General features: G+C 43.8%; 16 protein-coding genes and 2 pseudogenes. 12 read left to right on the top strand and 6 right to left on the bottom strand.

The genetic code is table 11. The annotated features are described in order from the left end of the window. From QZV86_RS11745 to QZV86_RS13835, 11 genes and pseudogenes are all read left to right on the top strand, one after another. On the top strand, window positions 1-519 hold a 519-nt coding region (locus QZV86_RS11745), incomplete at its 5' end, for a transposase (RefSeq protein WP_295628313.1). 233 nt (window positions 520-752) lie between these two features. Further along, a pseudogene (locus QZV86_RS11740) lies at window positions 753-1459 on the top strand (LysR substrate-binding domain-containing protein); the annotation flags it as partial. Between the two features lie 421 nt (window positions 1460-1880). Continuing rightward, window positions 1881-3806, top strand: coding sequence for a S8 family serine peptidase (locus tag QZV86_RS11735; RefSeq protein WP_295628309.1), 1926 nt, complete (start codon window positions 1881-1883; stop codon window positions 3804-3806). Window positions 3807-3924: 118 nt separating this feature from the next. Beyond that, window positions 3925-4593 (top strand): hypothetical protein, encoded by a 669-nt coding sequence (locus QZV86_RS11730; protein WP_295628306.1) that lies wholly within the window; start codon window positions 3925-3927, stop codon window positions 4591-4593. Window positions 4594-4857: 264 nt separating this feature from the next. Further along, window positions 4858-5254 (top strand): annotated as a pseudogene (locus QZV86_RS11725) (type IV secretory system conjugative DNA transfer family protein); the annotation flags it as partial. Next, window positions 5251-5601 carry a S26 family signal peptidase gene (locus tag QZV86_RS11720; protein WP_295628301.1) on the top strand — a complete coding sequence of 117 codons (351 nt, stop codon included), beginning with the start codon at window positions 5251-5253 and terminating at the stop codon, window positions 5599-5601. The pseudogene QZV86_RS11725 and the gene QZV86_RS11720, both read left to right, overlap by 4 nt. Beyond that, on the top strand, window positions 5582-5794 hold the full coding sequence (locus tag QZV86_RS11715) for a S26 family signal peptidase (protein WP_295628298.1): 213 nt from the start codon (window positions 5582-5584) through the stop codon (window positions 5792-5794). The genes QZV86_RS11720 and QZV86_RS11715 overlap by 20 nt, the downstream gene beginning before the upstream one ends. A gap of 787 nt (window positions 5795-6581) precedes the next feature. After that, window positions 6582-6998 carry a S8 family serine peptidase gene (locus QZV86_RS11710; RefSeq protein WP_295628295.1) on the top strand — a complete coding sequence of 139 codons (417 nt, stop codon included), beginning with the start codon at window positions 6582-6584 and terminating at the stop codon, window positions 6996-6998. Continuing rightward, a complete protein-coding gene (locus QZV86_RS11705) occupies window positions 6986-7228 on the top strand; it encodes a S8 family serine peptidase (protein ID WP_295628293.1) in 243 nt (80 codons plus the stop codon). The genes QZV86_RS11710 and QZV86_RS11705 overlap by 13 nt, the downstream gene beginning before the upstream one ends. An 83-nt stretch (window positions 7229-7311) precedes the next feature. Continuing rightward, a complete protein-coding gene (locus QZV86_RS11700) occupies window positions 7312-7944 on the top strand; it encodes a hypothetical protein (RefSeq protein WP_295628256.1) in 633 nt (210 codons plus the stop codon). A gap of 106 nt (window positions 7945-8050) precedes the next feature. Further along, window positions 8051-8170, top strand: coding sequence for a hypothetical protein (locus tag QZV86_RS13835; protein WP_350134015.1), 120 nt, complete (start codon window positions 8051-8053; stop codon window positions 8168-8170). Between the two features lie 130 nt (window positions 8171-8300). On the opposite strand, the gene QZV86_RS11690 is transcribed toward QZV86_RS13835, so the two are convergent. The 5 genes from QZV86_RS11690 to QZV86_RS11670 form a co-directional block, all read right to left on the bottom strand. Beyond that, window positions 8301-8585: a helix-turn-helix transcriptional regulator gene (locus QZV86_RS11690; protein WP_107790313.1), complete on the bottom strand. Its 285-nt coding sequence runs from the start codon at window positions 8583-8585 to the stop codon at window positions 8301-8303. Then, a complete protein-coding gene (locus QZV86_RS11685) occupies window positions 8582-8908 on the bottom strand; it encodes a type II toxin-antitoxin system RelE/ParE family toxin (protein WP_295628248.1) in 327 nt (108 codons plus the stop codon). Before QZV86_RS11685 ends, QZV86_RS11690 begins: the two co-directional genes overlap by 4 nt. A gap of 103 nt (window positions 8909-9011) precedes the next feature. Continuing rightward, on the bottom strand, window positions 9012-9962 hold the full coding sequence (locus QZV86_RS11680) for a tyrosine-type recombinase/integrase (RefSeq protein ID WP_295628244.1): 951 nt from the start codon (window positions 9960-9962) through the stop codon (window positions 9012-9014). Window position 9963: 1 nt separating this feature from the next. Beyond that, window positions 9964-10311, bottom strand: coding sequence for a type II toxin-antitoxin system RelE/ParE family toxin (locus QZV86_RS11675; RefSeq protein ID WP_295628241.1), 348 nt, complete (start codon window positions 10309-10311; stop codon window positions 9964-9966). Then, complete coding sequence (locus tag QZV86_RS11670; protein WP_295624726.1) at window positions 10298-10594, bottom strand: type II toxin-antitoxin system ParD family antitoxin; 297 nt, start codon at window positions 10592-10594, stop codon at window positions 10298-10300. The genes QZV86_RS11675 and QZV86_RS11670 overlap by 14 nt, the downstream gene beginning before the upstream one ends. Window positions 10595-10747: 153 nt before the next feature. Here QZV86_RS11670 and QZV86_RS11665 point away from each other — a divergent pair, with 153 nt between their 5' ends. Further along, the gene (locus tag QZV86_RS11665) at window positions 10748-11713 is read left to right on the top strand and encodes a tyrosine-type recombinase/integrase (RefSeq protein ID WP_107790318.1); all 966 of its coding nucleotides are present in this window, start codon (window positions 10748-10750) and stop codon (window positions 11711-11713) included. Window positions 11714-11977: 264 nt separating this feature from the next. On the opposite strand, the gene QZV86_RS11660 is transcribed toward QZV86_RS11665, so the two are convergent. After that, window positions 11978-12462, bottom strand: a 485-nt coding sequence (locus QZV86_RS11660; protein WP_295628234.1) for an IS1595 family transposase, incomplete at its 5' end; no start/stop codon positions are given.

Here is a 12462-nt window from a genome sequence, read left to right as displayed (position 1 = left end):
TTTCATCTCTTCCTCCTCTCAAACCATTTTATCTCCGGAAATACCGGGACGATTCTGACACGCAATAAAGATGGGCAAATAGTGTTAAAGCTGAAGACACCTTATCGGGATGGCACGACCCACATCATCATGTCGCCACTGGAATTCATGCAACGGCTGGCTGCGCTGGTTCCCCGGCCAAGGCTCAACCTCATTCGTTTCCATGGCGTGCTTGCGCCGAACGCCAAACTGCGCGCTGAGATTATTCCTGGCAGCAAGAAAAACAAAAGTAATGCATCCGATACGAATGACGATGTGCCGCCTTCCCCGGCTTCCGTGCGCATCAGTTGGGCACGTTTGCTCAAGCGGGTGTTTGAGATCGACATTGAGCGCTGCCCGCATTGTGGCGGGAATATGAAAATCATCGCCGCCCTCTTGGAGAAAGCCACAATCACTAAAATTCTTGACCATCTTGGTTTGCCTGCCCGGGCGCCGCCTAGAGCACCTGCACAAATCTTTGATCCTTTCGAGCCAACCTGATCCCGTGCTCGCTCCTTTCAATCCTCTTCATCACTGGGCTGACCTTTACCCCTGGGCGTCTTTCGCCTGAAGCGCCAAAACGCGGCAAAATCTTTGAATTTTTGTGCTAACTGAACCGGAATACAGTAATTTTTCAATCGATTATCACCGTGTTTGACAATTGAGCCAGCTTTCAGTACATTCAAAACTTATGGAAAACTTATGGAAAAGGTGGTTTATTTTTCCTATACCCAAGAAAAATTGCGGAGGAATTTACGAATGAAGTCGGCGGCACACTGACTATCGCCACAACACACACGCAAGCGCGCTATGCGCTACCCCCTACCCCCTACCCCCTGTGATCAAGCGCTTTACCGAACGTTACCAAAGAGTCAAATTAATTCTGCGGCAAGGCAGTCCGATGCAAATTTCTGCTTTAGTGACTTCGGGAGAAGCGGATATTGCGATTGCCACCGAAGCCTTTGAGCAATTTCCAGAACTCATATTGCTGCCGTGTTATCAATGGAATCGATGTGTCGTTGTGCCGTCCAAGCACCCGCTTCTAAAGTTAAAAGAACTCACATTGGAAGCGATTAATCAATATCCTATCATTACTTATGATTTTGCTTTTACCGGTCGCTCAAAAATCAACCAGGCATTTGCTAGCCGGGGACTGGAACCCAATGTGATACTGACGGCCATTGACTCGGATGTGATCAAAACTTATGTAGAATTGGGGCTAGGTGTTGGTATACTGGCAAACATGGCGTTTGATCCCAAACGAGACAAAAATCTCAGATCCATTGATGCTAGCCATCTGTTTGAACCCAGCACGACACGCATCGGCATAAGCCGTAACAGTTATATACGTGGTTATGTCTTCGATTTTATCGAAATGTTTGCGCCGCACCTTGATCACGCCAGTATTCAAACCAAACTGGAAGGCAACGTAGAAGGATGATTTAAAGAATGAACGCAATAATATCTATAAGTACTTCGTGCCAAAGTAGCACTCACAGATTCTAATAAACATGCTATAAGAACCTCCTAAGGCACAAACGTCTCCCTCCAATTGCTTTAGGAAAATCTTAAGTGATCTGCATTCCTTAAATCTAATTTTCACGGAGTATGCAAATGAATAATCAAGCATCAAGCATCAAGCATCAAGCATCAAGCATCAAATAATATTAAATCTTTTCTCAGTATTTTTTCTATCCGCAGTATCAATTTCTCTGTCATTAGCAGCACAGTATGATGCCAGCGATTACGAGAACCTTCTTAATGAAGCCAATTCGAAAGGCTTTGCTCGAGTATTAATTACCTTGGACGACACGGTAACAATCGAAGATATGGTAAGCAAGGGGGCTTCATTAAGTGCCGTAATGAAAAACAAGGCCCAAAACGTTCTTACCGAACTAGATCAACATGCACTGAAATCGGGCTACTGGAACAACGGAATCGGCCAAATGGGTGCCTACGTGAACGAAATCGGTCTTCGCGTCCTGGCTGGCAGTAATAATGCAATCTCATTTACCCGTGATGTGACCACGCAATATCGTATTAAAGCGGTTGACGATGACGGTAGCCTTGAAGCAATTGAAACCGCGATCCAGAACAATGGCAGCGCAAATGTTGATATATTTCTGAATACAGACGCCGTTGATTATGAATTAGACAGTCTTGGCAATACCTTATTCAAACCATCGCCAGCGATGTCAGAACAAGCACAGAATATACTGACCAATATAAACAATGAGCATTTCGCAAAAGGGATCAACATCACGGAAATAGGCGAGGGTCGCCCAGTCATCCTGGCAAGTATTGACAGAAATGCATTTTATGCACTCATTGAAAGAGATGATATAAGAGCCATTCGTCCTGTCGGCTATACCGATCCCAGAAAAGCACAATGGCCGGAAGAAGTATTGGAAGCCGCCAAAGAGCATGGTGAAGCGGAAATTATGATGACATTACGCGGCGGTGATTTTTCTTCAGCAAAAACAGGTTACATGTCGTCGGCCGCAATCAAAGCCCAAGCCAATGCCAATCACCGCGCTTTTGATGACATTCTTACCAAAATTGGCGCATCAGCTCTTTCCACAGACACATCAACGAGTACGGAAATTGGTGTGTTGCACATAAAGCTTCCCTTTGATGCACTAGCAAAATTGTACGGCAATGCTGATGCGAGAATTCTGAGTGTCGAGCTGAACAAGCCTGTTGCCTGGACAACACTGACTAACAGCACCGTATTACTCAATATGGCGTCAGCCTGGAGCGCAGGGTTTCGGGCAGCCGGTCAAAATATTGTTATCTTAGATAGCGGTATCCGTAAAAATCATGCATTTCTAACACCAAGGGTTACTTTTGAAGCATGTTTTGGTACCAACGGAACCAACGGTGGGATTACTTATTCAACAATCTGTCCCAGCCCAAACGCTACTACTGGCGACAGTCCGCTGGGGCTCGTCAATTCGGGAGAACCTTTATCCTTTACCAATATGGCGGCTTGTAATGCGCTGGCGGGTGGCTGCTATCACGGCACCCATGTGGCCGGGATTGCTGCAGGCAGACAAAGTGCCAGCATCTCTCCTTCGAATCTACAGGGTATTGGACCAGACGCTTCTATAATATCAGCTCAGGTTTTTTCATATAAAACCACCTCTCCTCAATCAATGACAGCATTTGGTGCGGATATTTTTCAAGCCCTAGTCAGTGTGTTATCTGCTACGACGGCAAGCACAATTAACAATCCTTATACCGTTAACATGAGTATAGCTGGAGGGCTTGCATCAACAAATTGCAACACTTCCTCATTTAGTATTAATAGCACTGTATCTAGCCTAATTAGTAGAGGAGTTCCTGTTGTAGCAGCTACTGGAAATAACGGGATTTCCCCTGGCGTTGGAAGCAAAACGCAGATTACTTGGCCATCTTGCGTACCACAAGTTATCAAGGTAAGTTCAGTCAGAAATGATTCAACAGGAATAACTTTATCTAGTTTTGCAAATATTGCGAATCAGTCCAATTATACTGGACCAATTCTGCTGGCCCCAGGAGGTGGGGACGGTACAAATATCCGTTCTGCATTTCCTACTTCAACAACTGCTACTGGATTACTGTCAGGTACATCGCAAGCATCACCTCATGTAGCTGGTATATATGCTGCTGTCAAAGCGGCCAATCCACTTGGAGTTTCAGTAGCAGATGTCACGGCATGGATCGTTTCCACAGGAAGCATTCCAGTGACTATTAACTTACCTGCTCCTACTGGCAACCAAGTTTTCCGTCGCGTGAGAGTTCCTTAATCTCGACGAGTTTAATCCCCACCCCTCGTGTGTGATGAAAGCTGGTGATTTAAGAGTGTAACTAATACCCCGCTGCTTGCGGCAGGGTGCTTTATTTAACAAGTATGGAGGTATTCCCATGAAATTCTTTATTCAGAAATTCTTGCTTGCAAGTGCTTTATTACTAAGTGCGTTATCCTCACAAGCGGATATCGTTAAATTCTCTGCACCCGCAGAGTATTGCTTCCCACAAACATCGGTTAGAAGCGAGTTAGGAAAATTCGATAAAGTCATTCTCGATCATAATTTAATCGTAAATGAACAGGATCATTTTAAATCCGGAGACATTTTTGTCGGTTTCCGGCGTAAAAGCCAGCCTGATATTCTATGGCTAACTAACGGCACTTCATGGCTGAATGCTGCCGATAATAGTGATACCACACCCAAAGCCTACTCAATTATTTTACCAAATGGAGACGGCAAGCTCCAACCCATCATGCCTATTACTCTTTCCAACGAACCCATTGATGTCAGTGCATATGTTGGAGATGGCGAAGTATGGGTAGGTTACGGTCTAAGAGCAGGAGGGGAAACCTGGGAAAAATCATACGAAGAGATGATAAGTAATCGACGATTCAATAAAATATGGGAGATTACTGGGTCGACTCCAACTTCTGGATTACCAGGTGATTTACTCACAATTTGCTTAATGGCAACCGAGATGAAAACCACTATTAATACAATAGGCTTTGACTTACCAGGCGAAGTTGTTCTGGATATTGATGCTGTCGGAATTGCAACTAAATAGTAATTTTCATTACGCGCAAAATTATGGCCCAGTTAAATGAGTAAGAAGTATCCAGCGCATTTGGCTGGTTCAATAAATAGATCGCTCTGAAACAATACTAAGCTTTCTATTAGGAATAGCTGAGCAAGTTCATAATAGCCACTACATCAAAATAACCTGTGTAGTGGCTTTCCTCTCCTGAAGAATGCAAATTGCTTCTAATTGAAATTAAACGTAGTATAAGCATACGCCATCTATTTCTCATTAACTGCGAGTATCAGACGGTACGGCCACGATGAGGCCATCACGTCCTCAAAATGCTTTTCCACCCAATCGTATTGAGACAGCCGAGCATTTATCCAAGCTGACCGGACAAACCACGGTCATCAAGGAGCAGATTACGACCAGTGGTAGGCGGGTAGGGGTGATGCATGGCAACGTGACGCGAACCATGCAGGAAACACAGCGTCCTTTACTAACACCTGACGAGTGTTTACGCATGACTTCACCAGAAAAAGATGCTGAAGGCAAGATTACCAAGCCAGGTGACATGATCATTTATGTGGCGGGTTATCCTGCTATATATGGCAAGCAGCCTTTGTACTTTCAAGATTCTGTGTTTTCTGCGCGGGCTGCTGTTCCTGCACCTGCTTACAGCGACAAAATAATCCAATCATCATGAGAAAAACACGCAATATTCTGGCAGGCATTGTTTTGTCTGTCAGTGCCGGTATATTTCTGTTGAGTATTGTTTTTCGACTCACTGGTATTTATTACAATAATACGCCGAGTTTTCCGGTGGGGTTTTACAAGATTGTTGATGAACCAGTAGGGAAGGGCGCATACGTCTCTTTCTGCCCACCACAAGACGAGGTTTTTGATATGGCCGTGGCACGGCATTACATCAATACAGGCAACTGTCCGGGCGGTTATGGGATGTTGCTGAAACGTGTCTTTGCACAGGGAGGAGACACTGTTTCTATCGGTGGGGCAGGGATTAAGGTTAACGGTGAACTGTTGCGCAAATAGTGCGCAGATCAGCGCGGATATTGATGGTCATGAAATGCCGCAATATCGTTTGAGAGAGAGGATGCTGGGTGATTCTGAATATCTGTTTATGTCCGATGTGAATCCGAATTCTTTTGATGCGCGGTATTTTGGGCTGATTGCGGGTTTGCAGATTCAACATGTGGTTGAGCCGTTTTTTACTTGGGGTAAGTGAGAGGTGTGGTTTGCCTAATTACATCATAGCTGTCATACGGTGCCAAATTTAACTGTAAGTATAGGTTCTTCTGCATAAACAGAGCGTCACCTACCTTTATATGATTCGTCTACTAAGTAGTTGGTTTACTTTTCTTCTTTAAAGAAATAAACTGATATGATGGTAGTAAGTGTTATCTTATCTTCCTCTTTCATCCTTATCACTAATGTAACGATAGTATTACTGATAGTATCAAACAATCCTTTCACATTTAAGGAATTAATTGTAATGAATATTTCTTGCAGACGTCTTATAAAATATATAGTACCAATCTTGTTTCTTTGTTTCATTAATTTCCAGGCGCAGGCGAATCGGGATCACGTAAATTATAAAATTGAACAAGCAATTAGTAATGGGGAAAAATTAGTAGAAGGTTCTTATATTGGCATTGTTAAATCTATATAGTTATTAACTTTCAACTAATTGAATGTAATATAAATAAAACCTGTTTTCTATACTTAATTAACAATACCCTTATATTATTGGTTTTAAAAAACCATCCGCTTTTCTTAATAATAAAGAAGACCCTTTAATTCAACCACCTGATGAGTCAAAAAGGGATAGTGGAACGGTTCCTTTTGGAGAACATAGTACTGGTCAGAATAAAGAAGAGTTAGTTAACAAATTAGGGCTTCGAGGAGAAATAGTATCTATATTTGACACTATTAACGCAATCCACGTATTAATGGATGAAACTGAAGCAGAAAGATGGAGAAAGGATGGACGTGTAGAATACGTTGAGCAAGATATGATCTTAACCAGTGGTACCACCCAGAGCAATCCAGGGTGGGGACTGGATAGGTTAGATGAGACATCAGTTACTCTTGATAATACGTATGTTTATACAAATACAGGAGCTGGTCGCGAAATCTATATTCTCGATTCTGGCTTGGATTTATCGAATCCAACAGTCGCCGCTCAATTTGGTGGACGGGCATCTGTACTTTGGGACGTGAATGGTGGAACTGGTGCAGATTGTAATGGTCATGGCACCCAAGTTAGTAGTGCTGCTGCTGGAAGCACCAAAGGCATTGCTAAAGGGGCTACGGTGATAATGGCCAAAATTACATCAGGTTGCACTGGAGGCTCATCTATATCTACTTCGGTTCTCGTACGGGGTCAAATATTTCTGCCTTTGCTCCAGGGGAATCTGTGGCACTATTGAATTTCAATGGAACATCCGTCACAAATAATGGAACATCATTCTCTGCACCTTATATTGCTGGTATTTTTGCAGTGGCGTGCCAAGCTGCGGGTACTTTATGTAATACTGCGACAAATGCAACAACGCTTTATGATGCACTCAGGAACACAGGTGTAATTGGCACTGTTACCAATACTAACGGCACTCCGTTAACCGGCGCAACGTCTCGATTTATAGTGCAGCAATGGTAAGCAACTGTTTACAAAATAAATATTCAAAAGTGGATAGGCGTTTAGGTTTCATAGCGTCCTGTCTGCTTTATAGGAGCTACTGTATGATTAAGGAAAGATATTTAGCTACAACATTGATTTTGTGCAGCTGTATTACTATGGCAATGGCCGATAATGTAATAGCGGAAAGCACAAGTTTTTCGAATAACAATGTACCTAGTTATGAAAACGGTGTTTTGACGATTCCCCGTGTCGACACGCCGGATCAGATTGGGAATTATCAGGATGCAACGCTTAAGTTTGATCCACAGTTAAACACCTGGATTCTACAACAAGTTAATCCAGCGAAATTCAATTCTTCCAACCCAAAAATTAAATCAGTCCACGTTTTCACCATAGATGATTCTTTTCCAACGCAAATCTTCTTACAAGTTGTGGGAGATTTCACATGCGGTGAGTTTGGACAAATTAATACGCGCAGGAAAGATAATCTGTTCGAGGTTCAAATATCTGTAATTCCGACACCGCCAGGACAGACATGTACTGCAAACATTACGGAATTTGTTAGAGTTATCCAGCTAGATGTATATCGTCTAGATGCTGGGGATTATCAATATAGTATCAATGGTGATAATTTAGGTACGTTCAGTCTAACTGAGGCTAATAAATTTGGTGAATGCGGTGGTACAAGAAATCCAGAGGAAATTTGTGAGATCGAAGTAGTAACAGCAAATTGATGACATCACTGTAGATATACGGTTTGTAAACACGCCACCGGCAGTTAGTCGGTGGTTTTTTCCTTCCACATGACTCCATCAAGATCGCTCTTCGCGGGTGAGTCCAATGATCTGGCGTCGCCTCCGGATTCCAGATCGAACGTCATTAGCTGACTTTCACCACGTGATTCAAATCGTTTTTGGCTGGGACGATGAGCATTTGCATCGATTCCACATTTATGGGTAAATTCCAACAAAGGTACGTAATGCGTCATTAGTCTTACAAAGTCTTGTCGTATATGGCAGTTTTCACAGCTATGAGGTAACTACCCGCAGTGCGCAACGCGACAAATTGTACTTTGGGTAAAAGAGCCCCATTAGGTGCCAGGTTGTTCAAAAGAGATCTTGAGGTGTGTGCCAGTGGCTTGTGCAATACGTTGTAGCGTTTTTATCGTTGTGTTGTCTGCTCCACTCTCAAGGCGTGCAACCAGTGATTGTTTAGCTTTCAACCGCTTAGCTAACTCAGATTGTGTCAATCCTGCCAGATTCCTGGCCTCAATAATTGCAGAAGCAATTTCAAATTCCTCAGTGATTGCCTCAAAATCAGCTTTGTAACTTGGATCATTAAGCCACTTCCTGTGGAGTTCATTTACTTTAGTCATTGCTCAATCTCCTTTGCTCTTTTTAGGGCTAGCTTGATTTCTCCGCGAGGCGTTTTTTGCGTTTTCTTTACAAAAACACGCACCACGACTACTCGCTCGGGCTTGACTGTTGCATACAGTGCACGAGAAATTCCATCTTTGCCTTTCATACGGATCTCCCATAAAACATCTTCAACATGTTTTATGTAAGGCTCGCGCACATTTTGTAAACCATGTATCTCAATCAGTTGACTGACCCAAACAAATCTCGCCCTCATATCAGAAGGCAAGGCTTCAAGCTCTTCATCAACGATTTGATCTAATGTTTCAACAGTCCATACCATGATTTAATATAACATATATGTTATAGACTGCAAAAGATTCTTTAATCGCGACTGACATATTGGTCAGTCGCGAGGATTCCTTCATCAATGGGTAATAGAGCAATCAATAAGCAACCTTAAACGTTGGACTATCCTCTGGCCGGGTTTTGCGATGATCATAAATTCTTGTGGTAGCAATATTGGCATGACCCAACCATTCTTGCACTTTCGCAATATCTGCTTGATGATCGAGTGCATTGGTGGCTGCCGTTGCGCGTAACGAATGTGCGCCGATCTTGAACCCCAGTTTTTCAGAGTATCTCTGTACCAACTTATAAACACCGTCTGGCGTAATTGGTTTTTGTGATTCCTTATCTCGATTATTACTGGCTGAACGGAATAATGCCCCCGTATCTTCCAGGCCATGCCCAGCTGCATCGAGATAATCATGGATTAAGCTACTGGCGGCAGGATGCAATGGTAAATATCGTGTTTTGCCCCCTTTGCCGGATATTTTCATATGTGGCACACCACGCCGCTCCTGCTTAAAATCCTTGACTTTCAATCGGCACAATTCATCACGCCGCAGTGCGTGATAGAGTAGGGTGGCCAGTATCGCACGATCGCGCTTGCCCTTAAGTGAGCTACCATCCGGCGCATCGAGCAATTCACGTGCCTGATGATCGCCGATTGCCGGAGTTTTTCCTTCATAACTTTCTACCGCTGGTCGCTTCACACCCTTGACTGGATTATGCGTAACTGTATTTTTCTCACACAGGTACTCAAATAAAGAAGATATTGCCGCCAAACGGTGCCGAATGCTCATGCTACTTAATGTTCGACTCAACAAATCATCGCGCCAGGCAATAATATGAGCACGAGTTACAATTCTGAATTCTTCCGGATTCTGAATGCCCGTGAAATTCATAAAATCCTTTAAGGCATTTTCATAGGCACGCCGAGTCTCGACGTTACCTAAGTTGGCAAACCATTCAACTTCAGGTGGAACATCTGCAAGGCCCTGAAATTCTTTTGCAGTAAGTGCGCGATTGACTGTAGTAATAAGATCTGTCATGTTATTTGTCTAGCTCAGCATTTTTATACGGCGTTTCACTACCCATAATTGCTTCATAATCTCTACCACCATAAAAGATATTAAGAATGGTGACGCTTTGTTTATTCTCATTAACCTCAAAAGCTGCAATCGCGTTTTTATCAATGGCAACGATTCTGAGATTCTTGCGCAAATCATCGCGCTGTTGTCCAATCAAAGGTATTGTTTTAAGGTCATGACACTTTTGGCGTAATTTCTCTATATATGCCCACGCGACTTCAGGAAGTCCGCTCTTTGCAGCTATATATTCATAAATATTAGTCAGGTCTTGTATCGCATCGGGTGTCAAGTACACTTCATAGCTTTTCATGGCCTGGTGCGTTTATCCGTTGTTGATGAAATTGCTCTAGCTTTTCAAACGCAGCATCCAGCAAAACAGGTTCACCACTGTGTGCGGATTGTTCCAGACGCGCTCGAATGGAAGCAATTCTCGCATGATGTTCTTCTTCCTGTCTTTGCCATAAACGCATCGCTTCACGAATAACCTCACTTGTGGAAGCGTAAGCGCCATCCTTCACTTTTTCTCTAATAATATTCAGCATATCCGGTGGAAGTGTAATGCTGATTTTTTCTGCTTTATCGGTGCGTTTCATTTTTTGTTTCCTATGTATGTTTCTAACACCTTTCAATGGTAGGATAATATCCTACTCAATGAAATTTAATAAAGCAAAATTATTTCAACCTTCCTTGATGTCATATCTACTTTACTATTGATAACATATTTTATCAATAGTAAGATACTTTCCATGAACCCAGATAATTTACCTGCCATCGAGCACTCCTCACATCGACTCTTAGACGTGGCCGATTTTTATCGGCTAGCAGAAGTTCCCCCCGAGATCGAGTGGTTTGCCAATCTAGAAAATTTTTGCACGCGGCGCGCTTATAAAAATGCGCTGCAGGATTTTATGCAATTTACCGGTATCTCTCACCCAGAAGAATTTCGGCAAATTACTCGCGCACATATCATTGCGTTCCGGGATGAGCTCAGAAATCGTGATTTGTCGGGTGCCACCATCCGTCATAGCCTGGCAGCCCTTTCCTCATTGTTTGAAAACTTGTGCGAACAGAATGCGGTCACACACAATCCGGTCAAGGGGGTGAAGCGCCCTAGCGTGGAAAGCTATGAGGGCAAATCTCCGGCACTGGGCGATCATCAGGCGCGCGCGCTACTCGATGCGCCTGATAGTGTCTCGCTTAAAGGAAAACGGGATCGCGCCATCTTCGCCATATTGCTTTACCATGCGCTGCGCCGCGATGAACTGTGCAAATTAAAGGTGAAGGACGTCAAACAGGAACGACGTGGGGTACTGCACATGAAAGTATCCGGCAAGGGTGGCAAGACCCGCTACTTACCAATCCATCCTCAGGTAGGCGGATGGTTGCATGATTATCTAGAGGCGGCAGGCCATAGAGAAGATGATAATGGCCCTTTATTTCGATCGCTGAGCAATAACCGACATAAGGGTGCACAGAAAGCCATTACCCCAGATGCCGTCTATAAGATCGTGCAGGCCTACTCGGAAAGACTGGGATTCAGGATCGGGGCACATTCGCTCCGTGCCACGGCTGCGACCAATGCGCTCGATCATCAGGCAGATATTGCCAAGGTGCAGGAGTGGTTAGGACACGCCAATATTGCTACTACTCGTATTTACGATCACCGCAAAACTAGGCCAGAGGATAGCCCGACGTTCAAGGTGAATTATTGAATGGCGGATTCGGAACTTATTGCTGGCTACGCGGCGATAATAAAAAAGGAATTTCTTTCATTCTGGGTTTCGATAAATCCCATTGACCAATCCTTACCATCAGATGCACTTCCAAAATACGAAACATATAGCCTTCTACGAATTGCTAAATGAAAGAACCGTGGAAAAATATCTTTTATAAAGTCAAATACGAATAAGCAGAACTCATAATTCCTTGGTCGTAGGTTCAAGCCCTACCATACTCACCAATAAAATAATATGCCTCTATACTATTTTCAGTTTGATCTGAGTGTGCGTCAGGCAAGCATTGAGAAGGCGTAGCGGTAACTCGGCCTCCCACATACGCCGGTTGAAACGGTAGCAGAACTCATTGAGATACTCTTGCAGATATTTGGACGATACACCGTGATAAGTGCCCAACAGAAATGCCTTGAGGTTGCCGATGGCAATATGCACCCAGGGCAGCCATTCGCCCGCCATATCAGGCGGCGACACCCGTGCGGCATGATGCTGGGTTTTGCCAATTTCCGCCAGGGAAGCCAGCGCATCGCTACGCACCAACTGACTGGGCGGGAGATGACATTGAACAAACTTTGCTACTGTTTCATGAGTAACAGCAGAGACCTGTTGCATGGCGATAAATCCGGCACACTTGCTTCGGTTCTCAATTGCCACCAGTATTGGGGTTTTACCTTGGGTTAAATCCCATAAAGGTACGTAACTACCAATGGGATTTTTCCGGAAGCGTT

The organism is uncultured Nitrosomonas sp., from assembly GCF_902826915.1.
Lineage (GTDB): Bacteria > Pseudomonadota > Gammaproteobacteria > Burkholderiales > Nitrosomonadaceae > Nitrosomonas.
Note: the sequence above shows the minus strand (reverse complement) of the source record. Positions and strands in the feature narration are given on the sequence as shown.

What these genes read in the sequence shown, in the direction of transcription:
- QZV86_RS11735 (WP_295628309.1), top strand. Translation starts at nt 1,881, where the DNA reads ATGAAAAACAAGGCCCAAAACGTTCTTACCGAACTAGATCAACATGCA.
- QZV86_RS11730 (WP_295628306.1), top strand. Translation starts at nt 3,925, where the DNA reads ATGAAATTCTTTATTCAGAAATTCTTGCTTGCAAGTGCTTTATTACTA.
- QZV86_RS11720 (WP_295628301.1), top strand. Translation starts at nt 5,251, where the DNA reads ATGAGAAAAACACGCAATATTCTGGCAGGCATTGTTTTGTCTGTCAGT.
- QZV86_RS11710 (WP_295628295.1), top strand. Translation starts at nt 6,582, where the DNA reads ATGATCTTAACCAGTGGTACCACCCAGAGCAATCCAGGGTGGGGACTG.
- QZV86_RS11700 (WP_295628256.1), top strand. Translation starts at nt 7,312, where the DNA reads ATGATTAAGGAAAGATATTTAGCTACAACATTGATTTTGTGCAGCTGT.
- QZV86_RS13835 (WP_350134015.1), top strand. Translation starts at nt 8,051, where the DNA reads ATGATCTGGCGTCGCCTCCGGATTCCAGATCGAACGTCATTAGCTGAC.
- QZV86_RS11690 (WP_107790313.1), bottom strand. Translation starts at nt 8,585, where the DNA reads ATGACTAAAGTAAATGAACTCCACAGGAAGTGGCTTAATGATCCAAGT.
- QZV86_RS11685 (WP_295628248.1), bottom strand. Translation starts at nt 8,908, where the DNA reads ATGGTATGGACTGTTGAAACATTAGATCAAATCGTTGATGAAGAGCTT.
- QZV86_RS11680 (WP_295628244.1), bottom strand. Translation starts at nt 9,962, where the DNA reads ATGACAGATCTTATTACTACAGTCAATCGCGCACTTACTGCAAAAGAA.
- QZV86_RS11675 (WP_295628241.1), bottom strand. Translation starts at nt 10,311, where the DNA reads ATGAAAAGCTATGAAGTGTACTTGACACCCGATGCGATACAAGACCTG.
- QZV86_RS11670 (WP_295624726.1), bottom strand. Translation starts at nt 10,594, where the DNA reads ATGAAACGCACCGATAAAGCAGAAAAAATCAGCATTACACTTCCACCG.
- QZV86_RS11665 (WP_107790318.1), top strand. Translation starts at nt 10,748, where the DNA reads ATGAACCCAGATAATTTACCTGCCATCGAGCACTCCTCACATCGACTC.